At 33.4% G+C, this 23381-nt stretch carries 22 protein-coding genes and 1 riboswitch; of the genes, 4 read left to right on the top strand and 18 right to left on the bottom strand.

Annotated features, from left to right (window positions below):
• The first annotated feature begins 398 nt into the window (after positions 1-398).
• The gene (locus EG348_RS03735) at positions 399-2159 is read left to right on the top strand and encodes an ABC transporter ATP-binding protein (RefSeq protein ID WP_123980795.1); all 1761 of its coding nucleotides are present in this window, start codon (positions 399-401) and stop codon (positions 2157-2159) included.
• A gap of 90 nt (positions 2160-2249) precedes the next feature.
• On the opposite strand, the gene EG348_RS03730 is transcribed toward EG348_RS03735, so the two are convergent.
• A complete protein-coding gene (locus EG348_RS03730; RefSeq protein WP_123980793.1) occupies positions 2250-2588 on the bottom strand; it encodes a hypothetical protein in 339 nt (112 codons plus the stop codon).
• Between the two features lie 71 nt (positions 2589-2659).
• A complete protein-coding gene (locus tag EG348_RS03725) occupies positions 2660-5035 on the bottom strand; it encodes a patatin-like phospholipase family protein (protein ID WP_228414831.1) in 2376 nt (791 codons plus the stop codon).
• Between the two features lie 517 nt (positions 5036-5552).
• Between EG348_RS03725 and EG348_RS03720 the strand changes: the two genes are divergently transcribed.
• Positions 5553-5765 (top strand): hypothetical protein, encoded by a 213-nt coding sequence (locus tag EG348_RS03720; protein ID WP_066755020.1) that lies wholly within the window; start codon positions 5553-5555, stop codon positions 5763-5765.
• Positions 5766-5825: 60 nt separating this feature from the next.
• Here the strand turns inward: EG348_RS03720 and EG348_RS03715 are convergent, their stop codons facing one another.
• From EG348_RS03715 to EG348_RS03675, 9 genes are all read right to left on the bottom strand, one after another.
• On the bottom strand, positions 5826-7124 hold the full coding sequence (locus tag EG348_RS03715) for an MFS transporter (RefSeq protein WP_123980791.1): 1299 nt from the start codon (positions 7122-7124) through the stop codon (positions 5826-5828).
• Positions 7125-7145: 21 nt separating this feature from the next.
• Positions 7146-8558, bottom strand: a complete 1413-nt coding sequence (locus EG348_RS03710; RefSeq protein ID WP_123980789.1) for a porin — start codon at positions 8556-8558, stop codon at positions 7146-7148.
• Positions 8559-8661: 103 nt separating this feature from the next.
• Positions 8662-9930, bottom strand: coding sequence for a sensor histidine kinase (locus EG348_RS03705; RefSeq protein WP_123980787.1), 1269 nt, complete (start codon positions 9928-9930; stop codon positions 8662-8664).
• A 59-nt stretch (positions 9931-9989) separates the two neighbouring features.
• Positions 9990-10667, bottom strand: a complete 678-nt coding sequence (locus EG348_RS03700; RefSeq protein ID WP_123980785.1) for a response regulator transcription factor — start codon at positions 10665-10667, stop codon at positions 9990-9992.
• Positions 10668-10759: 92 nt separating this feature from the next.
• Positions 10760-11512 (bottom strand): DUF3575 domain-containing protein, encoded by a 753-nt coding sequence (locus tag EG348_RS03695; RefSeq protein WP_123980783.1) that lies wholly within the window; start codon positions 11510-11512, stop codon positions 10760-10762.
• 151 nt (positions 11513-11663) lie between these two features.
• Complete coding sequence (locus EG348_RS03690) at positions 11664-12296, bottom strand: hypothetical protein (RefSeq protein ID WP_123980781.1); 633 nt, start codon at positions 12294-12296, stop codon at positions 11664-11666.
• Positions 12297-12400: 104 nt separating this feature from the next.
• Positions 12401-13399, bottom strand: coding sequence for a T9SS type A sorting domain-containing protein (locus EG348_RS03685; protein ID WP_123980779.1), 999 nt, complete (start codon positions 13397-13399; stop codon positions 12401-12403).
• A 245-nt stretch (positions 13400-13644) separates the two neighbouring features.
• Positions 13645-14295, bottom strand: coding sequence for a 3,4-dihydroxy-2-butanone-4-phosphate synthase (gene ribB, locus EG348_RS03680; protein ID WP_123980777.1), 651 nt, complete (start codon positions 14293-14295; stop codon positions 13645-13647).
• A 91-nt stretch (positions 14296-14386) separates the two neighbouring features.
• A riboswitch (FMN riboswitch) is annotated at positions 14387-14512 on the bottom strand.
• 129 nt (positions 14513-14641) lie between these two features.
• Complete coding sequence (locus EG348_RS03675) at positions 14642-15082, bottom strand: DUF1801 domain-containing protein (protein WP_123980775.1); 441 nt, start codon at positions 15080-15082, stop codon at positions 14642-14644.
• A gap of 616 nt (positions 15083-15698) precedes the next feature.
• On the opposite strand from EG348_RS03675, the gene EG348_RS03670 reads away from it, so the two are divergent.
• Both EG348_RS03670 and EG348_RS03665 read left to right on the top strand, forming a co-directional pair.
• Positions 15699-16124 carry a hypothetical protein gene (locus EG348_RS03670; RefSeq protein ID WP_123980773.1) on the top strand — a complete coding sequence of 142 codons (426 nt, stop codon included), beginning with the start codon at positions 15699-15701 and terminating at the stop codon, positions 16122-16124.
• 7 nt (positions 16125-16131) lie between these two features.
• The gene (locus tag EG348_RS03665) at positions 16132-16647 is read left to right on the top strand and encodes a hypothetical protein (RefSeq protein ID WP_123980771.1); all 516 of its coding nucleotides are present in this window, start codon (positions 16132-16134) and stop codon (positions 16645-16647) included.
• Between the two features lie 439 nt (positions 16648-17086).
• Here EG348_RS03665 and arr read toward each other — a convergent pair whose 3' ends face one another.
• The 7 genes from arr to EG348_RS03630 all read right to left on the bottom strand — a co-directional run bounded on the left by arr (position 17087) and on the right by EG348_RS03630 (position 23348).
• Positions 17087-17491 (bottom strand): NAD(+)--rifampin ADP-ribosyltransferase, encoded by a 405-nt coding sequence (arr, locus tag EG348_RS03660; RefSeq protein ID WP_123980769.1) that lies wholly within the window; start codon positions 17489-17491, stop codon positions 17087-17089.
• A 2-nt stretch (positions 17492-17493) separates the two neighbouring features.
• Entirely contained in the window at positions 17494-18084 is a 591-nt protein-coding gene (locus tag EG348_RS03655; RefSeq protein ID WP_123980767.1) for a hypothetical protein, read from the bottom strand.
• Positions 18085-18642: 558 nt separating this feature from the next.
• Positions 18643-19233, bottom strand: a complete 591-nt coding sequence (locus EG348_RS03650) for a DUF6624 domain-containing protein (RefSeq protein WP_123980765.1) — start codon at positions 19231-19233, stop codon at positions 18643-18645.
• A gap of 225 nt (positions 19234-19458) precedes the next feature.
• Positions 19459-21084 (bottom strand): chaperonin GroEL, encoded by a 1626-nt coding sequence (gene groL, locus EG348_RS03645; protein WP_072410754.1) that lies wholly within the window; start codon positions 21082-21084, stop codon positions 19459-19461.
• A 70-nt stretch (positions 21085-21154) separates the two neighbouring features.
• Positions 21155-21511 carry a four helix bundle protein gene (locus EG348_RS03640; RefSeq protein ID WP_123980763.1) on the bottom strand — a complete coding sequence of 119 codons (357 nt, stop codon included), beginning with the start codon at positions 21509-21511 and terminating at the stop codon, positions 21155-21157.
• A gap of 53 nt (positions 21512-21564) precedes the next feature.
• Complete coding sequence (groES, locus tag EG348_RS03635; RefSeq protein ID WP_123980761.1) at positions 21565-21843, bottom strand: co-chaperone GroES; 279 nt, start codon at positions 21841-21843, stop codon at positions 21565-21567.
• Positions 21844-22142: 299 nt separating this feature from the next.
• Positions 22143-23348 (bottom strand): cation:dicarboxylate symporter family transporter, encoded by a 1206-nt coding sequence (locus tag EG348_RS03630; protein ID WP_123980759.1) that lies wholly within the window; start codon positions 23346-23348, stop codon positions 22143-22145.
• Positions 23349-23381: the final 33 nt, after the last annotated feature.

The following is a 23381-nucleotide window of genomic DNA, read 5'->3' as shown; positions in this document are numbered from 1 at the left end:
CGAACGTCAAATTTTAGGTCTGGGACGTCAAAGTTTATGATATCGAACCTCGTTATTGGAGTAATTAATGTCATTACATATGCTTACAACCTCAAAATAGGGGTTCAGAACCTTTCGGATGGATTTCAAGACGTCAACTTTCCATCTAGTTTGTCATTTCGGAGAATCCGGGCATTATTTTTCCAAATCAAATCTACAAACTATTTGATAATGAATACTTTTTTATTTGGGATGACTTTATAGACATTAAAATTTATAAAAACCAAAAATCATCTATACCATAAATAACAGCAATCTGAATTTTTCATCAGGAATTAACCAAGTTGTAAAGGCAGACAAATTTTAAAGTCTTATTTTTGCAAAAGAATTTTATTTAATTCCTTTCTTCAATTCGTACAATGAAAAAACAAGATACCTGGGAAATTATCAAAAGATTATTCTTCATCGGGATGAAGTTCCGTTCGTGGTTTATCATAACTTTGGTGATTTCTATATTTCTTTCCATCGTTTCTACTTACAGGCCGTACCTTACCATGCAGGTTGTAGATAACGATATCACCAAACTTCAAGATAAAGCTTTGATGATGAAGCATATTTATCTTTTGGTAGGTTTGGTTTTTGCAGAAACTGTTTTAAACTTTTTCTTAGTCTATTTCTCCAATTATATTTCCCAAAATGTGATCAGAGATATCAGAGAAAGATTATATGCTAAGTTGATCTATTTCAGAACATCATTTTTTGATAAAACACCAATCGGGCAGCTCGTAACGCGTGCTGTAGGAGATGTGGAAACCATTGCAACGGTTTATACAGACGGTTTCCTGATGGTTTTCGGAGATATTTTGAGAATTGTTTTTGTGTTGGTGATGATGTTCAGTACCAATGTCCATTTGAGTTACATCACGTTGGCGATTTTACCTTTAATGGTGGTGATTACGAGATTCTTCCAGAAAAGATTAAAGAAAGCTTTTGGAGATGAAAGAACTTGGACGTCGAATCAAAACTCTTTTGTTCAGGAAAGACTGGCGGGAATGCCTATTATTCAGGTATTCAACAGACAACAGGCAGAATTTAAAAAGTTTGATGATATTAATATTACCCTGAAGGGAGCACTATTGAGAACTGTTTTTATTTTCTCATTGTTTTTTCCTGTGGTTGAGCTTATTTCTTCACTTTTTATAGGATTTATCTTGTTTTATGGAGGATATATCACCATTAGCGCGGGAGTTGTTATCGCATTTATTCAATATATTTCGATGTTGATTCGTCCTTTGAGACAGATTGCAGACCGTTTCAACAATATCCAACGTGGAATTGTTGGTGCTGAAAGAGTTTTGGGCGTGATGGACGAGGATTATGCAATGCCAAACACCGGAAAAGTGGAGAAAGATCATTTTGATGGTAAAATTGAATTCAAAGAAGTTCGTTTTGCATATGACGAAAAGCAGGAGGTTCTTAAAGGAATTGATTTTAAAGTAAATCCGGGAGAAACTGTAGCCATCGTTGGAGCAACCGGAGCTGGAAAATCTACGATTATCAGCTTGATCACAAGATTGTATGATATTAATTCCGGTGAGATTTTTATTGATGATGTTGAGCTTAAAGATTACGAGTTATATAATTTAAGAAGTCATATCGGGGTGGTATTGCAGGATGTTTTCCTGTTCCACGGAAGTATTTTTGAAAATCTTGCTTTTGGGGATGATACCATTACGTTAGAAAAAATAAAAGCAGGCGCCAAAGAAATTGAAGTGGATGATTTTATTGAAAGTCTTCCCGGCGGATATGAATATGTAGTGAGCGAAAGAGGTTCGTCGATTTCTTTAGGTCAAAGACAATTATTATCTTTCTTAAGAGCTTATTTATCAGATCCTAAGATTTTAATTCTGGATGAAGCAACATCTTCTATCGACCACGAAAGTGAAAAGCTGATCCAAAGAGCGACCGAGAAAATTACTAAAAATAGGACATCCATTATTATTGCCCACAGACTTTCAACCATTGAAAAAGCCGATAAAATCATCGTTATGGAACACGGTAAGATCGTGGAAGAAGGCAAACACCTTGAATTATTAGATAAAAACGGATATTATTCTACCCTTTATAAAGCTCAATTGAGACATGAAATAGAGGAGAGTGAGACTGTTGAAAATAATTAAACTGAGATTGTTTTTAGTTTAAAAACCAAAAAAGATACTTTTTTATAAAGTATCTTTTTTATGCTTGAATGCTTAATGAAAGCCAAGAATTTATAATCCGTAAGGGATAATTCCAAGATCTTTTTTCCAGGTTTCACCGTATTTCTCGGTCAGATTTTTTGCTAGAGCTACATTATTTTTTTCAGCTAGCTTTGAAATAACTGGGCTTATTACACAGTTTTCATAAACAACATCAACATTATATTTTTTTCTGAAGTCTTGATGATTTTTCGACATAATACCGAATTGAATGAAATGAGGCAGAATTTCAACCTCTTTTTTTCCTTTTTTATCTTTAACAGTGATTTTTACATCATCAGTTTTCTGAGCAAAACTTAAACTTGAAAAAGATAATGAGATGAGCAAAAGAATTAATTTTGAGTTTTTCATATATAGTTTTTATGTCTTATAGATTCAAAATTGGGGTTGAAGTTAAATTTATTTAATTTTTTAAATAGTAATTAAAACTTAAAACCTATACTTAAATATACTCTCAAAAAGTTAATAACATTGTTTTTAGAAACATTAATATTGATAGGTCCTAAAATTGATTCATATCCCAGATTAAGACCATATCCATAGATATTAGAGCCTGCTTTTGTAAAAGGTGAAAGGTCATCATTTACTCTGCCATAATGAAAAGAAGGAGTAAGATAAAAATGTTTATAAATGTTGTATTGGATATCCAGACCTAGTTTAGCGAAGGAATTTGTAGGAACTTCTTTTTGCCTCAAACCATTAAATTCCGGGTTGATTCCACTAAAATTGTATTCGCTTCCGCCAAGATTGTATTTTTGATTAAAAAAAAGATATGGAGTTTTTTCTAAATCTGAATTTTTAGATGAAAAATGAGTGGCTAAAAATGCGTTGGCCTTTATTGAAATTTTTTTAGTAATTGGAAGGACATAGTTTTCGTTAATAACTAAGCTTAATAAATTTTTTGGAACAAAATAATACGAATCGGCTGGATTCAAATAATTATAAAGTGCAGGTTGTATATTTTTTAAATCATATAAATTATACTGATCTCCAAAATAGTATTTACTTATAATTTGCAGATTATTTCCGGAAGTTGGGTAATATCTTTCATTTAAACTATTTTGATTGAATTTAAAAAACAGGTCAAAATTATTATGTTGATAAACCTTATTGTCGGAGCTGCTGCCTGTTATGAATTGCCCTATTTTATCTGCTGAACGACTAATTTTTTCTGTACTATATTCCATTCCCAGTGAAACCATTGCGTTAGGAGTAATGGTGTAATTGACCGCTGTATTAGCTGTCGTATTTCTGTAAATAAAATCAGAGGAATTAGAATTATTTATTTCGCTATCAAAGTCATTAGTTGCTCGAAGTATAAAATCATTATTTTTCAGGTGATAAGTGTTTCCTTCAACACTTATCCACCAACGGTAATCTTTATCCAGGAATTTTTGAAACTGCAGGCGACCTTTTAAGCGTTCGGAAATATCTAAAGTCGCTAAGGCACGAAATCTGTTAGGGACATTTCGATAAGTGTAATTTACGATAATACCGACCGACTGCTCATTATCATAATGTAGGGCAAGTTTAAAAGCGCCTGCTCTTACTCTTTTTATAAAAATATTCATGATGAGCCCATCTTCAGAATCAGTATAAGTGTAATAAACCTTTTCGTATTGTCTCATGCCAAAAATCTTATCAATAGACTCATTTACTGTTTTTACATCATAATATTTACCTTCACTTAAACCCATTAAATTTTTAATACTTTCAATTTCGGATGGATTATTTAAAGGTGTTCCGTTGTCTTCATTATAAGTGAATTTTATGGTTGGTTTTTTTACCTCTTCAATTAATTTATGATCATAAATAATTCCTGCTTTACGCTGTTCATCAGCTAATGCTACAAATTCCGGAATATGTTTTCTTGCTTCCTGTTCTCCGATTTTAATAATTTCTTTGTAATTTTTAAAATCTTTTGTGGTATAATTATTAAGGGGAGCTATAAAATCAACCAAAATATCAGACATTTTCTTTTGTAGATTAAAATCCTCAACAGAACGAAAAGCGTGGGTTTGGTAGATCATTTTCATAGGATTTTCTATTTCTTTTTTTGTGAAAAGTCTAAATCCGGTATACCCTCCAATAATATAATCGGCACCCATATCCTTTACTTCCTGTACCGGGAAATTACGATCTAGTCCGCCATCTACAAGCAGTTTCCCATCTATATAAACAGGCGCAAAAGCAGCGGGAATTGCTAATGTAGCACGTATTGCTAAGGGAAGAGAACCTTTTTTCTGCATTACAAGTCCGCCATTTACAATATCAGAAGAGGTAAGTTGTACGGGAATCTGAAGCTTGCTGAAATCGTTGATGTGCTTAGCAGGAAAGGTAAGTGTATTGAGTACTTCAGACATATATTGTCCTTCTATAAAAGAACTCGGTAATGATGGTAGACCACCTACAACCGGAAATTCTATAATATATTTATTGTATTCATCTTTCTCACTAATATTTACCTTATTGTAAGGGATTTTATTGCTTAAAACTCTTTTCCAGTTTGTTTCGTACACAATTTTTTGAAGCTGATTTCCATTATATCCCATGGCATATAAACCACCTAAAATCCCACCCATACTGGTTCCGGTGATATAATCGACCTTAATTCCCAATGAATCTATTACTTTTAAAATTCCTATATGAGCAAATCCCTTTGCACCGCCACCACTTAGAGCAAGACCGAATTTGGTGTTGCTGGTAATGACTTTTGGCGTGGTTTTTATTGAATCCTGGGCGGGAAGCAGTGTGTAAGTAAAGATGATGCTGAAAATAATTAAAAATTGCTTCATCATAGTTTTTTTTCAAAAATATAAAAAAATTCAAAGATTGATTTTTGATTTATTTTAATTAAAAAATCATAAAATAGTTTATAATAGTTGATTATATTGTTTTTTTTTAAGTTTTTTATCCTGTTAATGGTGATTTAAATGAGAATATTTTTCTAAAATATTTAAATAATAAAGACTTTGAATTTCTATTCTTAATTAAATCATCATCAAAAGTTTTAAAATAATGTTTTAAGTGTATAAAATATTATTAAGCTTAGAATCAATAAAAATAAAAATCCTTTTAACAGCAAGCGTTATGATAATTTTTGTTAAAGTTTTAGGAATTCCAAATCTGTGGATTGTATATTTGTTTTACGAAAAATGTTTGATATTTTTAAATTAAATGACATAATGTTAATAAAACATTATGTTTATATAGAAAAATTTATTAATTTTAATGTTAAATTGAACGGCTACCCTAATAATTGGTAGGGTGTTTGATATAATTGAATGATTTTTTTAATTAAACCCCAAAATATAAATGAATAATATACAAGATGAATTTCAGGTCTTTAGAGACGAGTTGAGAAAATTAAATATCGAAGTACAGAAAGTAGTAAAGGTAGGTAACGGTAGCATGGATTTTCACGAGGTTTTCTACAAATCCCCTAGATATGAGGATGTAAAGACCGTTTATGTTCAACGTCACTACCTGGATGAGCTTATTGTAAAATTCAGACAAGCTTATAGCTAAAAATAAAATACGCGGCTCAGATTTCCTGAGCCGCGTATTATTTATCATGTTTGAATAAATTTAATCCTTATCCAACGTTGAATTTTCTTTGGTATCCTTCATCCGCACGTATACCAGCAATGAAAACAAAATACATGCAGTAATATACCAGTAGAAATAGTGTTCGGCTCCAAATTTCTTGAGCCATAAAGCAATGTATTCTGCACTTCCTCCAAATATAGCCACTGTTAAGGCATATGGAAGGCCTACTCCCAGGGCGCGCACTTCTGACGGGAAAAGTTCTGCTTTTACGATCGCGTTGATAGAAGTATATCCGCTTACGATAATTAATGCAGCCATGATCAGGAAGAAAGCTGTCCACATGGATGTTGTATGACTTAACGCTGTCAATAAAGGAACAGTACAGATTGTTCCCAAAATTCCGAAGCCTAATAATAAAGGTCGTCTTCCGATTTTATCAGAGAGTCCTCCGAAAACAGGTTGCAAACAGGCAAATATAAACAGAGAAACAAATGAAATTAATGTAGACTGTTCTTTAGTAAGATGAACGGTATTCACTAAAAATTTCTGCATATAAGTGGTGTAAGTATAGAAAGCTAATGTTCCTCCCAACGTCAATCCGATTACTGTAAGTAAGGCTTGTGGATGTTTCAAAAGTTCTTTAATCGTTCCTTTTTTCTTATCATTAACATCTTTTTTATTCTCAAAAGCTTCTGTTTCATGAAGGTTTGATCTTAAATATAAAGCGATCACCGATAGAATTGCTCCGATCACAAAAGGAATTCTCCAGCCCCAATTTTCTAATTGAGTTTCTGTCAGTATTAATTTTTGTAAAACCAACTGTATTCCCAACGCAATTAATTGTCCGCCAATCAATGTTACATATTGAAAACTTGAATAAAACCCTCGTCTGTCTTCTGTTGCCATTTCGCTGAGGTAGGTTGCTGAAACTCCATATTCTCCACCTACACTTAATCCCTGTAATAATCGGGCAATAAGAAGTAGCGCAGGAGCTAAAATCCCAATTGTTTCGTAAGTTGGGGTTAGAGCAATTAATAAAGATCCGAATGACATTAATAATACGGAAAGTGTCATTGCTTTTTTTCTTCCTATTTTATCGGCGATACTTCCAAACATCCATCCTCCGATGGGACGCATCAGAAATCCGACAAAAAATATTCCGGCTGTGTTCATTAATTGGGCATTAAGATCAGATTCCGGAAAAAATGAATTCGAAAAGTAGATGGCAAAGGCAGCGTAAGCATACCAGTCGTACCATTCTACAAGATTTCCTATGGAACCACCAACAATGGCTTTTATTCTTTGGGCAGTTGTAATTTGAGTAGTAATAGTATTCATATGGGTAAGATATTAAATTTTTTAAAGTACAATTTGAAGTGATAGTAAAAATTCTCCTTTTCTGTCAAAAATTCTTTTTGAAGCAGTATCATAAAGCGGTCTGTTGCTATATTGAGCCACAATTCTTGCGTTTTGACCATATAAGTAAAGGTTGGCACCGATATCATAGTAGCTTCCGCTTTGGTTTAATGCTTTCATGTCTTTAAGCGCATAATTAAAGAAAGGTTGAACTTTCACGATCTTGCTGAATTTAGGAAGCACAAAACCAACCTGAGAAAACCAGATATTTCCTGTTCCCATCAACACTCTGTTGTTTCCGGCTCCTTCCAAAGCTTTTTCACCTGTAAATGCTGCATCAACAGTTCCGGGATTCATAATTCCGCTTACTCTCAGATAATTCGGACCGTAATTGTAATTATAAAAAACAGAATAAAGGGTAAGTCCCATTTCTTTACTTTTATCACCTAATGGAAGTTCAGAATAAACATCTGCTCCGAAAATATTGGCATCATGAGATTCAATAACGTTTTCTGTCGGTTGAGATTGTGTTGCGTCTTTGTTGGTGTAAAAACCCGCTCCAAGATTCAGAACTTTTTTTGCAGCTAAATTATTTCCCGCTAAAAATGATGTTGCAGTAACTTCTTTATTAAAAAACTGATAATAAGCATATCCGGCGTAAGATAATTTTCCGCTTTGATTATTATCAACAGCAACTCCGCCAACGGCAGGTTTTATATTGGTTGCGAAAGGTTTGTTAACGCTGAAACGATAATTAATTCTGTCAAATTCCCCATGTACAAAAACTCCGAACTGTCTGGAAAACTGATCTGCAATCTCAATTGTAGGAAAATTAAAGACGGGAATATCACCCGCAAGCATTTTAGTAGTACTTGCATTGGTCAGTCTGCTCACGCCATTCCATGAGTGAAGTCCTGCGCCCAGATAAAGGTTGTTTTTATTAGGTTTTCCTGTCTGGAAATCATTTCTCGGAATAATAGCCAACTCATTATAAGCATCATGAAAAAAGAAAGGAGCTTTTTTTCCAGCACCGTTATTTCCGGTTCCAGTTCCTCCACCTGAAATGAAGTTTTGATTATTAATTCCCATCTGCAAAAAGACAGAATAAAACGGAGTCAACTGACTTTGAATAATTAATCTCATTCTCCTGATTCCTGCGTCATACGTCTGATCCTGTGGAACACCATTGACAGCCGTTCCCGGATTATTATCGATACTTCGAAGCCAAATCTGGCTGGAAATCCCAAATTTCAACCATTTATCACCTTTTTGATTAAGATTGATTTTAAGTTCTCCAATGTCCAAAGGATTTTTTTCAGCAGTAGCTTCTTCTATTTTTTTTTCAGTCTTAATGCTATCTTGGCTATAAGCGAGTTGAAAAGCAGCTAAACCGAAAAGTAAGAGTAATTTTTTCATAGGCATTTTTTACTTGTGCCTAAACAAGAAATAAATTCTGAAGAAATTTTGAAGTTTTTACAGAATTAGAAATTTTGTTGTTATGTTTTTGAATTTCAGTTAATTATTTTATGAAATTAATTCTGATAATGTGTAAATTATGTTCAAAATGATAAGAAATTTCATTGTCATAAATCTCCAAAATCTTCTTCACAAGCGCTAAACCGATCCCGATGGAGTTTTGATTAGGATTTCCACGCTTAAATCTTTTGAATAATTCTTCCGTAGAAATTATGGGGGGATTTCCGGTATTAGAGATCTGAAAATAAGTTTCTGTAAGTTTTACAAAAATTTTTCCGTTCTCAATATTATGCCTTTTGGAATTGTTGATGAGGTTATTAATAACTATAGATGCCAAATTTTCATCAAAATTAAGATAAACTTCATCCTGAATTTCTTTAATTAATGTAAGGTTTTGAATTTCAAATAGATCTTCAAAATAATGGAGTCTGTCTTTTAGTAATTCCGAAAAATTGATCAGTTGTGAATCGTTCTTTTCAAAATGTTCCAATTTCGCGAGTAAAATTAGAGATTGGTTGATGGATGAAAGCCTGTCCAGTTCATCATTCATTGAAGAAAGTGTAATCAGTTGATTTTCTGAAAGCTCGCTGTCCATTAATAATTCTATTTTTCCTTTAATGGAAGCTAATGGAGTCTGTAATTCATGGGATGTATTTTCTGAAAGCTCTTCCAAAACGTTGTAATCTTTCTTGGAACTTTCGGACATTTTCAAGAGAAATTTATTTAAAGATTTAAATTCTTCCGTCTCCGTTTTCATCAAATCCATTGGTCTGTTATCTTTCAGCCTGAATTTTTTGATCTCATCCATCGCATGATAAAAAGGCTCTAGAATTTTCTTTGAAACCAAAACACTCACAATGATGGTAAGAATAATAAGGAAAACCATAATCCACGCCACAACCATAATAATGCTCATCATAAAACGGTTTTCGATGATCGTAATGTATCTTACACTCGTAATCGAATATTTTTTCTGATGAATAATAGGGTAGGTAGTAACGGAAATTCGGTTGATATAAGACTGTATGCTTTTGTTCCAGATATATTTTTCTTCAATAATTTTTTCTTTGGCGATTTTGGTATTTGGAGGAAGAATTTTAACCTGTGTCTGGCGATGATGAGATTTTTGATAATCGTAAGCGGAATCTTTTTCCAGTTTGCAAGTAACATATTCGTTTAAATCTTCCAATTTCAGAATAGCAGAGCGCATCGTTGCTCTTTCAAAAGCAAAATACAAAATAGTAAAGCCGGTAACGAGGACAAAAAATACCAAAAAGGTAAACGCTCTGGCAAAACGGAAGCTTAAATTCATTAAAAAGAGATTAGAATTTAGAGGTTAGAAATTAGTTTTACGATTAAAGTGTTATTTTTTTATTTATCAATCCATTTATAACCTAATCCATAAACGGTTTGCAGATAATCTTTTCCACCTGAATCTAAAATTTTCTTTCTTAAATTTTTCAAATGCTGATAGACAAAGTCTACGTTATCAATACTATACGTGTAGTCTCCCCAAAGATGGCTCGCAATGGCTTGTTTGGAAAGCATTCTGTTCTGATTATTAATAAAATATATCAAGAGGTTCAATTCTTTTTTGGTAAGATTGAGCAGTTGACCATTGATTTTGCATTCTTTAGATTCCAAATCAATGGTAATTTCGTTGAAACTTAAAATGCGGTTTGTTTCCGGTGTTTTTCTTCTGAGAACTGCTTTTATTCTTGAGTGAAGTTCGGGTAAAGAGAATGGTTTTGTTATGTAATCGTCTGCACCATCGTCTAATCCGGTCAATTTTGTATCTAAAGAATTTTTTGCAGAAACAATAATTACGCTGGCAGACGGTGTGTAATTTTTAATATGTTTGAGGATCTCAAGTCCGTTTCCGTCGGGAAGCATAAGATCCAAAAGGATGCAGTCATATTCAAAAAGCTCAATTTTTTCTAAAGCTTCTTGCGCATTGGGAGCCACTTCACAGACGTAATCTTCTTTTTTAAGATAATCTGTAATATTGGCCGCAAGGTCTTTATGGTCTTCTATGATTAGGATTTTCATGTAAAATTATTAAACCGAAAATATAGTATTCTTCGGTTTAAAGATATAAAAAAACCGTTCAGAAATATTGAGCGGAATTTTTATATTAATTTTTAAAATCTATATCCTAAAGAAAGTCCGCTTCTGAAACCTGCCCAAGGCCCGTCGATTTTTATTCGGGCACCTTTTTCGTTGGTTTCTACAGTGTAATCTACAAAAGGAATGTCAAGATCTTCAATTTCTTTTTTTAATTGAACCTGCATTTCGGGCGTTAAAACATAGTCGCTTGTCATCGTAAAGTCACCTTTTCCGCTTCCGTAATGTCCGCCTGCGATCCAGAAATCGAGAACTAAGTTTTGGCGGTTGGTTAAGAAAAACTGAACGCCGACCATCACTCCGCCACTGTTTCCATTGGCGCTTCCTGTTCCTTTTAAGGGAATTTGATAGGAGTTTCCGTCGATTGCATTGTAATCATAATAGAAATCAAAGGTGTTGGAAGTTACTTTCGAGTATCTGTAATAAGGTGCGATGTAAAAGCCTTTTCCGTAGCCTTTCCCTAGATAAAAACGAGGCTCTACAGTTAAATTTGTGGCTTTTACTCTAAGGTTTTGAAATCTTTTTTCATCCTTGTCACTTAAAAATGAGTTGATGAAAGGAACTTTTCCTTCCGGCATTGTTCCAAAGCTTATATTCATAGAAAACCATTGATTGATCGATCTTTCATAAGACAAATTAATGTTTCTGAATACATATCCTGTAACATTGGTTTTAATGATGTTCATTTTCTCCAAAGGTTCGGGGCTGATTTCCTGTGCGTTGAATTCTGAAAACAACAAAGGAAGAATTATAATGAAATATTTTTTCATGGCTGTAAATTTTCATTAAATATTATGTGATTGGTGTATTGTAAATAAAGCAAAAAACGGGCAGAAAATCAATAAGTTGTGAATTTAATTTGTATTTATGATTGAAATTAAGAAGTAAATGCTGATTATGAGAAGGAAATATACGTTTTAATTATTTTTTTCTTTTCTTTAAAATCAAAATGATCAATAATAAAATTAAAGAGATTGAAGTAACAATAATTGTAATTTTTAAATTTTTATTTTCTGATTGAACTGAAATCAAGTCTCTTTTTAATGTATTGATCTCACGATTTGGAGTACCGGAATCTTCCAGAACTTCTATGATTTCTGGATTTTCAGTATTTTTTAATTCTTGTTTAAAATCTGTACTCAGTTTTTCCAGTAATTGCAGTTCATCCTGGCTTACAGAGCTTATTTTTTTTGTAGCAAGACAACGTTCAGAATAAATAAATCCCAAATCGGAATCAAAATACCCGAAAATTAAATATTTTCCTTTTTCATTAAAAGGATAATCACAGGAACGAAGCTGTGACGTAAAAAGAGTGGCTTGGTCGACATAGAAACCGTCATAATTTTCAGATTTAAATATCTTTTCGATCTTCATACTACTCAAAAGACTAGAAAGGGTTTTATAGCCTGACGGAGTTTCTTTTACGGAATAAATATTTCCAATAAAAACAAAATCGGCAGTTTTGAAAGAGTTTTCAATATTCAGATCGGTGCATTTACATCCAAAGATCTGAATAGATAAAAATAAAGCGGACAGAAACAAAAACTTTTTCATTAAATGATTTTGAATGGCTAAAGTATTAAGAAATATGCTTATTTAAACAAAAAAAACCGTTCATCAAGATGATGAACGGATTTTGTTTTATTGGAGATTGATTTTTATTTCTTGATAAATTTTGCAGTCTCAGCCTTAGAATCTTTTCCTGAAACTTCAATAAAATAAGCAGCAGGCGGTAATTCTGAAATTTGAACTTTTCCGGCTTTAAGATCTGCCGTTTTTACTAATTTTCCATCCAAGCTGTATACTTTGGCTGTTGAGTAATTTCCTGCTCCTTTCAATTCAATAGCATCTTGAGTCGGATTAGGATAAATTTTTAAACCTTCTTTTTTAGCCACGAAATCTCCCGTTGATAATGTTGGTAAATTCAGAGCCTGAGCAGCATTTGACGTTTGATTATTAATTCCTGCTACAGGAACATTAACAATAGTTTCAATGGTCGTTAATAAAGGAAATTTGTGGGTGCTGTCGTAATATGAATACGAAGTATTGGTGATAGATCCTATTGGAAATATAAATGATGTGTCATTCGGTAAGTGAAGATTGAAAGTCTGAACAGATTTGGTTCTCAGGACATTATTAAATGTAGCCGGCCCTAAAAGTAACGTTCCTGAAGCGTCTGCAGAAATATTGATGGTTCCTTTGCAAAGTCCGCTTGCAGAAGGTGATGTGAATGTTCCCTGTGCCTGATCTGTTTCAGAATATCCAAATGCAGCAGGATAAGAAATAAATGTTCCGTTATTGGTTGCCAGATTCAAAGTAGCATCTGTTGTTACCAATCCTGTGATTTCCAGTTTTGAAGCCGTTTGTTTGTAGTAAACTGTAGTTCCACTTCCTACCATTTTCAAAGTAGTGCCCGGGAAAGTACTGATTTCACCAGCAGAAGGAGTCGAATAAGCTGTCGCTGATGCTGCACCAGCCATGAGCTGAGTATTGGTAAAAGTTGTATTTGCTCCCGTTGCAGAATTATTTGGTGTTCCGCTTACGGATAAATAGCTTGCCGTTTCACCACTTACGGGGTCATTAAACGCTTTAGTAATGGTAGTTTGTGCTGTATAAAGGCCGGAAGCCATTAGCAAAAAAAGTACAGATTTTCTCATAGTTAAATTTTTCTTTAAAGATAATTAAAAACACTTATTGAAAATATATTTTATTTTGACGTAACTTATTTTTAATGAAATGTTTAAATCAATAATAAGTGATAAATTGAAGGTGTATTTCTATAAGTTTATTCAGCTAATTGATTATTGAGATCTATCCCTGTAATTTCAGAAAATTCAATAATAAAAATCCGCTTAAGCAAAAGCTCAAACGGAAGTTTTCTGTGCGTTATATATTTTAAAATTTAGTTTTGACTGATCATCATTTTACGATAAGAATAAATATCTTCAATTGTCACGACGGTCATTTCTTTTTTTGCTGCGAAATCTACAATTTCCGGGAGTCTTGCCATAGAGCCGTCTTCGTTGGTTAATTCACAAAGTACGGCATCGTCACCAAGATTAGCCAGTTTTACAAGATCTACACTTCCTTCGGTGTGTCCACGTCTTTCAAAAACACCTTCTTTTCTGGCGATTAAGGGGAAAACGTGTCCCGGACTTGCAATATGTTCAGCTAAAGCATTTTCAGCAATCGCTGTTTTAATTGTTGTAACTCTGTCTTTCGCTGAAACGCCTGATTCAACGCCTTCTTTAGCTTCAATAGTAATCGTAAAAGCGGTTTGATTTTTTGAATTGTTGCTTTCCACCATAGGAGGAAGATTAAGATGCTTGCTTTTCTCTTCAGAGATACATAAACAAACGATCCCGCTGCATTCGCGGATCAAAAGTGCCATGTCTTTTTCTGTAATGGTGGAGGCAGGAAAGATGATGTCGCCTTCGTTTTCACGGTTTTCATCATCTACTAAAAGGATTCCTTTGCCTTGTTGTAGTTTTAGAACTGCATTTTCTACACGTTCTTTGGAGGTAGCTCCAAATTTTTCTAATAATTTTTCCATGTTATTTTAATTTTAAGTTAAAATACACTTCGGTACATGGAAATGAAAGACAACACAACAAGTCTATCAAAAATAGTCTTATTGATTGTTTCATTTTCTTCTCTCATCCAGACTGTAACTGTCGGTTTTGGAATTTCACCAAATCAGTCCTTTCGTTAAAAAGGAGTCGCGGACTGTAACCGCCGGTAGGGAATTGCGCCCTGCCCCGAAGAAAACTTATGCTAAGTTTTACTGTATGTTTGTTTTAATTGTTCTTTAATTCATTAATTTTTTACGTAACGCACAGAATGCTAATTTCGGGAAGTTTTTTGAAATTGAAAAGAATTTTATTAATAATCAACCTGCGTTATTTTTCTCGGCAGGCGCATTCATGATTTTCATTTAAATAGGCAATTGTTGCTTTGCACATTTTTTCTAAGGTGTCAATATTGATATCAGAAAGTTTTTTGATGTAAATACAGGCTTTACCCATTTTAAATTTTCCAAAATTATCTAATAATGGTTTACTTTCTTCAGTTGGCGAATAAACATACAGTGAAAACTCAGCTTTACGCGGTGAAAAGCCAATAAGCGGCATATCGCCTTCATGTCCGCTAGCATATTTATAATGATAGCTGCCAAATCCTATGATGGTTGGTCCCCGCATTTTAGGCTCAAATCCGGACCATTCGCTCATAAGTTGTATTAATTGAAAACTATCTGCTTTCTTTTCATCTTTTTCTACAAATGAGTCAATGAAATCTTTTACACTAACTTGGGTTTCGGTGGTTTTGTTTGCTTTAGCCATAATCCTTGGATTTACTTTTATAGTAAGTGAAAATAATTGGTTTATTTAATATAAATACTATGAAATATCAAAACAATAGTCATTGATAAAAAGATAGATTATTTGTTTCATAGTGCGAATGTTAAATTCTACTGTAGTTTTTCATTAGTAATATGTTTATTAGCAAAAAATTTATAAAACATCAAATGTTATTTATTTTAATGCTATTTGATTATTAATTTATGAAAAAATAAATAAAATTGTTATCATAAAAATGAATTTCACGTAAAATGATTAATAAAATACTTTTAATTCATATATTTTTAGATTATTAATAATTATATTTATTTATTTTAATAATAGTTTGAGTTAAATGATGTTTTGATTAAACTATTGTTGATAATAGGCATGATAATTGACTTATGTCGCAAAAAAAACACATATGTACTTTATTGTCGTTGTCATTCTTATAATGATTACTTTATTTTTGATTAATTCAAAATTGATCAGCAATTTTCGAGATGCTCACAAGCGAACCTTTGAATTTTTTATTTCATTAATTTCCACATTTACCGGTTTTTTTATTGCATTAAGTATCAGTACAATTCTGTCGGATATTAATCAGAAAAAAAATCTTGTGAAATTATTAACTGCTACCAATCTTTCTATTGAAAGCAGTACGATGAGAACCCAGGGAATGTACCTGAATCCGGCTAAAAACGGCGCAGATCTCAATGAAATTATAGAGCACGCTCCCGTAGAAATGCCCAAACTTTACAACAATCTTGAAAGCAATTCTTTGGTTTCAGACTATTTTTCTTCCAATGCTTTTCAGGCTTATATCCTGTGCAGTGATACTATGGAAATATTTGTGACCAATGCAAATGCAACCAATCTTTCGGCTGATAAAAAGACAGTGATTCTGGAAAAATATTTAAAATATCTCAACTTGGCTAAGCAAATTAATGTTTTGGAAATTAGTAAATTAAACGGTGATATTTCGCAGTCTGACGAGGATGTAGAAATTAAAAAATTAACACAAGAAATCAACAGCAATAATTAAAAATACAATGAAAAAAATAATATTAGTACTAGCTATTGCTGGATGTTTCATGACCTTTGAAAGCTGTTCCAAACACACTTCAGCCACGGAGGTAAGGATTGATTTTACCAAATCGTACGAAGATGCTGCAATGGCATTACAAAGTGCGCAGAAAAAATACGATGACGCGGTAACAGCAAATGTTCCTGAGAAAATTTTGGTTGCAAAAGAAGAACTGAAAGTTGCCCAAAACAAATATGAGCAATCTCAAAAAAGATATGTTTCAAATGGAGGAACTGTGAAACCACAATTTGAAGATTATCTGAAAAAGTCGAAAAAATCGCTGGATAAAAGCATGAATAAAGTTGTTGCAGGACTTGATAATGCAAAAATGAATGCTGCTTCGCAAAAAATGAAAACGGATATTGATGCTGCCGCCCATAAAACAGAAACCGAAATAAAAAAAACAAGTAAGGAAGTGAAATACAAGACGGACAAAGCTTTACACAAAGCGAAAAATGATCTTCAAAAATTTTTTAAATAACAAAAAAGACGCTCTCATTTTAGGTGAACTTTAATTCAGCTTCATTTTCACGGAGTTTTATTTTTGGATGGTTAAATTAGTGAAAATGAAATAAGAAAAATTCAAAGATGGAATATTTGAATACCTCACTTTTTTCTAAAGTTATTAACAATTTGTATTGTTTCTTTCAAGCATTGTGGATAACTTTTCTTTAGGTCAAAATCTGTTGTTTAAGTAATGATAATGTGTGTTCAATTCATCTGGAATAGAATATTTATAACAAATAACTAATATTGAATTGTTAATAACTTATTGATAAAATGTTTTTAATGTATTGGCAAATTGTTAGTAAAATGTTGATTACTTGTTTTAGTGTTGGATATCAATGAAGGTATTCATTGACCTATTTTAATGATGATATGCATCGAAAAACGGTTGAGAAGTTTTTGTAGTAAATGAATTAGTCTTCAATTGCTTCTATACCCAATCTTTTAAGTTCTTGAAGATGATCTTTCATGGTTTTAAGCTGTTCAGAGGAGTGTCCTTGCCATTCTGTAACTTCTCCTACCACTTTGTAAGGGTGTTGAGAACGGTAAGATTTTGTAGGATTGCCCGGAAATTTTTTATCTGTTAAGTTGGGATCATCTTCAATAGGACCGGTTGGTTCTACGATGTAAATTCTTTCTTTTCCATCTCCAAAAGCCAATTCTGCACCCCAGATTGCCGCTTCTAATGTCGCGGAAAGATAGATGTATTTGGATTTTCTCTGCGTTCCGTAATTTGAAGTGAAACCGACTTCAATGAGGTCGCCGATTTCTAAATCTGCTTTTGTGCCGTGGTAGTAGGTTGGGGAAGTTGTGTTCATTTTTAAATTTCTTTTTTAATAGTGAAACCTTGAGATTGCAAATATTCATCAACGTCAACATCAAAAGGAACTTCATAGCCGTTATCGAGATCAAACAATCCACCGCCTGCGTCTGAAGATTCTAGAAATCCGATTATTTTAGACTGAGTTTTTTCTTTTGCCTTTTTCCAGCAGTTCATTAAGAAATCACTTTCCAAACCGAACTGATTTTCCCAATAATGGGCGTAATCCAATTGATTATCTTCATCGAGATAGGCCGAATAATCAATATTATTTTCATTCAAAACTTTTTTGCATAATTCCTGAACATCGATATATGAGTAATCTTCGAATGAATGTTCCTTCAAATGCAGTTCTGCAATCTGAATCGTTTTATCCGGAGAATAATATTCATAATTCGGTAAAGCAAATAAAAAACTTAAAGGACTTGAAGCATAATAATATAAGCTGATCACTTCAATTTTTAGATCATCTTCTCTAAATTTGTATTTTGAATTTAAAACATCAACCAAAAAATCTGTGACTACTTTTTCTCTCGGAAGTAGAAAGGTGTTTCTGAATGCTTCATCGATTTTTGTTTCTATTTTCTTCATGTTTCTATTACTTTTTTGAGATGTAAAAATAAAGAAAACCGTTCTGGAAATTGGAACGGTTTATATATTAAATTTCAACTTGTGCTTATGAATATTATTTTTTGATATCGTAAAGTCGGGGAACTTTGCGGAGCGGTAAATATAGGATGTTGAATTTGTTCTGGAATGGAAAAACCGCTCTTAAATATATATTTCTGTATGGTAATCTTATTGACAAGCCAAAATGATTCAACGATGAACCCGTTAGGCTAGAATTCCATACAAAAAGGCTTGAAATTAAACCTAAAAGGGTGGTTTTCCAGCTTAAAAGATTCTGCAACCAAGCAAATAATGTGAAATTCCGAGCAAAAAGGATGGAATTTGAACCTGAAAGGGTGGTTTTTTAATTTACATATTATACTGAAAAGAGAAAACCGCTTGAATGTAAGCGGTTTTATGTTTGTAGAAACGAGCGTGACGATCATACCAGCGTGGGTTTCTTTGATTTTTAATGGTGAAAATTAGTTATTTATTTTTGTTCCTCAAAGTCGGGAGATTTTGCGGAGCGGGTGTAGTATTTTAATTCGGATTGAACTGAATGTTAAAATACTTTAAATAATCCTCTATTGGCTCCAGTCCCATTTCTTTTCTTCTTTCGTTCAAAGTTTCAGGATTTTCTAATTTATACAATTTACCATTTTCTATTTGTGAACCATATATTTGGGGTTTTCCTTCGTCCATTAACATCTTATCTTTCATCAATGCATATTGCTGTTTAGATAAGTCTCCATTTTCTACCGCTTTCTCTATTTGTGGAAAATACTTTTTTCTGATTTCTTTAGTACTATGTTGCAGACCCAACCAGATTGCATCCATTTGTCTTGGACCCACCTCCTTTAATGTTGGCATACCACACTTTTCAATAATGCTAATCACTAATTCTTGATTCCTGTGATCTTCTTTAGCGTATTTGATGAGTTCATTTGATTTTCTAATCCTTTGGTCACTTTCTAAAACTTCGCTGAGGATTTGTCGTTTTTTGCTACAATCGACTTCAATAATATCCACCGAACCTACATAGGCAAATTTATCCCTATTCATATATAGAAATATTGATATTATTAAAACAAGAGCGGTTAATATGCTGAATAATATTTTCTTTATTTTCATTTCGATTTTTGGTTTATAGTACACATAACTTACTTATACCCGCTATATCATAGCGCATATCCACCCAAAATTAGGTAGATTGACGAAGGTTTTTTTGCTTTATTTATTTCAAAGATATTAAATTACATCATCAAAAATATTTTTTGCTTTACAATCTAATTTCAAAAAAACCGCCCAGAAAAAAACTGAACGGTTTTAAATTTATATCGTCTCAGCGGCATGCTGTTACATCATTCCTGGCATTCCACCTCCCATTGGCATAGCAGGTTCTGCGCTTTTCACTTCAGTGATTACACATTCAGTTGTTAATAGCATTCCTGCAACAGAAGCTGCATTTTCAAGGGCAACTCTTGTTACTTTAGTTGGGTCGATGATACCTGCTTCAAGCATGTTTACATACTCGTCAGTTTTAGCATTGTATCCGAAGTCTCCGCTGCCTTCAGCAACTTTAGCAACGATTACAGAACCTTCACCTCCTGCGTTAGCAACGATTTGTCTTAATGGCTCTTCGATCGCTCTTTTTACGATTTTGATCCCTGTAGTTTCATCAGAATTGATCCCTGTAAGATCAGCTAAAGCAGAGATTGCTCTTACAAAAGCAACACCACCACCTGCAACGATACCTTCTTCAACAGCTGCTCTCGTAGCGTTCAATGCATCGTCAACTCTGTCTTTTTTCTCTTTCATTTCAACTTCAGAAGCTGCACCTACATAAAGTACGGCAACACCACCAGCTAATTTAGCCAATCTCTCCTGTAGTTTTTCTCTGTCGTAGTCAGAAGTAGTAGTTTCCATTTGAGCTTTGATCTGGCTTACTCTACCTTTGATCTTGCTTTCGTCACCACCACCGTTTACAACCGTTGTATTGTCTTTATCGATAGATACTTTTTCAGCAGTTCCCAACATATCTAGAGATACGTTTTCCATTGTGAAACCTTGCTCTTCAGAAATAACCTGTCCACCAGTTAAGATAGCGATATCTTCCAACATTGCTTTTCTTCTGTCTCCGAATCCTGGAGCTTTTACCGCAGCAATTTTAAGAGAACCTCTTAATTTGTTTACGACTAAAGTAGCTAAAGCTTCACCTTCAACTTCTTCAGAAATAATTAATAGAGATTTTCCGCTTTGTGCGATTGGTTCAAGAACAGGAAGTAATTCTTTCATTGAAGAGATTTTTTTCTCAACTAAAAGAATGTAAGGGTTTTCTAGTTCAACTAACATTTTTTCAGGGTTTGTCACGAAATATGGTGACTGGTAACCTCTGTCGAACTGCATACCTTCTACAACGTCAACGGTTGTATCGATACCTTTAGCTTCTTCTACAGTGATAACACCTTCTTTACCAACTTTTCCGAAAGCTTCAGCGATCAAAGATCCGATTGTTTCGTCATTGTTAGCAGAAACAGAAGCTACTTGCTTCACCATTTCTGTAGAATCACCAACTTGCTTAGACTGCTCTTTAAGGTTAGCCACAACAGCAGTTACTGCTTTGTCTATCCCTCTTTTCAAGTCCATTGGGTTTGCACCTGCAGCTACATTCTTAAGACCTTCTCTTACGATAGCCTGTGCTAAAACAGTAGCGGTAGTCGTACCATCTCCTGCGATATCATTAGTTTTGGAAGCAACTTCTTTTACCATTTGCGCTCCCATATTTTCTACTCTGTCTTCAAGTTCGATCTCTTTTGCAACAGACACACCGTCTTTAGTTACGTGAGGTGCACCGAAAGATTTTTCAATAACAACGTTTCTTCCTTTTGGACCTAACGTTACTTTTACTGCATTAGCCAATGCATCAACCCCTCTTTTTAAAGCGTCTCTTGATTCAATATCGAATTTTATTTCTTTTGCCATTTTATTTTAGCTTTTGGCGATTTGCTTTTAGCTTTTGGCTTTAGCAATTCGCAAGTTTATTTTTAATTTTTTAATTTAGTTTTAGCTTATTCCATAAGGCAACAAGCTTCTTTTTTAGTATTGTTAATTCTTCTAAAAGTTTTTGATATTCCATTTCATTAATGTAACCTAAATCTTTAGCAAGAATTAATTGGTTTTCGGCTTCATTTGACGATCCTAATGCAATGTTGATAAAATTAGCAAATTCTTTATCTGAATTTCGACCGCTTCCTTCTGAAATATTATATCCAATTGAAGCAAATGATCTTCTGATTTGAGAGGTCAATCCAAAAATTTCTTCTTTAGGAAAGCTTTTGGTTGATGTATAAATTTTTAAAGTCAATTGATGGCTTATTTGCCAAACTTCAAATTTTTTAAAATCTCTCATGCTAATTTATATGCAGTCACGCCATTAGCCAAAAGCCAATAGCAAGAAGCATCTTACCCAATTACTCCTAAAAGATCTCCTTCTTTTACGATTAAGTAATCTTTTCCGTCTAATTTTAATTCAGAACCTGAATATTTTCCATAAAGAACTTTGTCACCTACTTTTACAGTTGTAGGCTCGTCTACTTTACCAGGACCTACTGCTACTACTGTACCTTCTTGTGGTTTTTCTTTAGCTGTGTCTGGAATAATAATACCTGAAGCTGTTTTAGTTTCTGCAGCGATCGGTTCGATCAAAACTCTGTCTGCTAATGGTTTAAAGTTTACTGACATAATATGTTTAATTTTTAATTATTTCTGTGTTGTAATTCTCTAAATACGTGCCAAGCGACGGAATGGAGAGTTTTGGCAGACTTTTGTGGGAAGATGTGAAATTTTGGCAGAAAAATTTCGGTCCTTTTTTTGAAAATTGTAAGAATCGTCTGATGGCAAAATATCAATATAGTGTGAGGCGTAGTTCAGGTGAATCAACTTTGATTATGTTGACCATTATGGGGACTTGAAATTTGTAGAATAGTAAGTTTGATTTCTATTTTAAGCTGACATGCTTCAGGAAATTTATAGATTTTCTCTTAGTTTTTTTGATGTTGATTGAGCTTCGAGATTACCGCACCGGAAACCGCAATGCCAATAAAATTGGTAACAGATCTGGCTTCATTCATAAAGCGGTCTACGCTGTAGAGCAGGGCGATATCAGTCAAAGGGATTTTTCCGAATCTGTTTAGTGTGAAAATAAGTGCCAGAAATCCTGATCCGGGAACTCCCGAAGCCGTTTTTGAGGTAATGGAAATAATGATGAAAAGCCAAATGTAATCATTAATACTTAAAGAAATATTATAAAACTGTATAAGGAAACAACAGGCTACAGAAAGATAAATGCAAGCCCCGGCTAGATTAAAATTATATCCCAACGGAATAATAAATCTTAAAATTTTTCTACTATATCCTTCGCTTTCCATTTTTTCAAAAATGATGGGAAAGGCTGTTTTTGAAGAAGAGGTTGTAATGACCAAAATAATTTCTTCCTTGATATTGAGAAGAAATTTCCAAAGATTAAATTTAAATAGATATGAAACAAACCCCAACACTCCGAAAATAAAAACAATATCCGCAAGATATACGGTGGCCACTACTTTGCTGAGTGGTAAAAGGGTATTGATGCCATACATTGCAATCCCAAAAGCGATATTACAGAAAATAATAAACGGAAGTATGATATATAGATATTTAATGACGGTGTAGAAAACTCCCAATCCATAATCCAATATTTTTATAAAACGTTCTCTTCCTTTAGACAGGTTTATGGAGACACCGATAATGATCGATACAATAAGAAAAATGGCATGTCGGTTAAGATAAAGAACAGAAGTGATAGAATTATCATTAATTGCAAACGTTTTGGGAAGAAAGGTATTTATTTTACTGCTATCAATGCCAGTATTGGCTCCCGGTTGTACGGCGAAACCAAAAATAAACCCTAATATAATGGCTAAAGAAGTTGTCAAAATAAAATAGAGTCCGGTTTGCCAGATAAGTCTGTCTGCATTTTTAATTTCCGCTAAATGACAGATTCCATAAATAATAGCCATGAAAATAATCGGCAGAATGAGTGTTTCTAACACCATAAAAAAATACTGACTTACCACGCCAAGTTTAATGCTTATCGCAGGAAAGTAATATCCCATAAGCACTCCACCGATAATGGCGGCAAATACATAAAGGGTAAGATTCCTTAAGTATTTGCCTGTAAATGTCTTTTTTGTATGGAAAAGGTTCATTTCAAAAACTATTTGTCTCTACAAAAATATAAT

The sequence above is a fragment of the Chryseobacterium sp. G0201 genome (assembly GCF_003815655.1).
GTDB lineage: Bacteria > Bacteroidota > Bacteroidia > Flavobacteriales > Weeksellaceae > Chryseobacterium.
The sequence above is the reverse complement of the archived record's forward strand: the minus strand, read 5'-3'. Positions and strand labels throughout refer to the sequence as shown.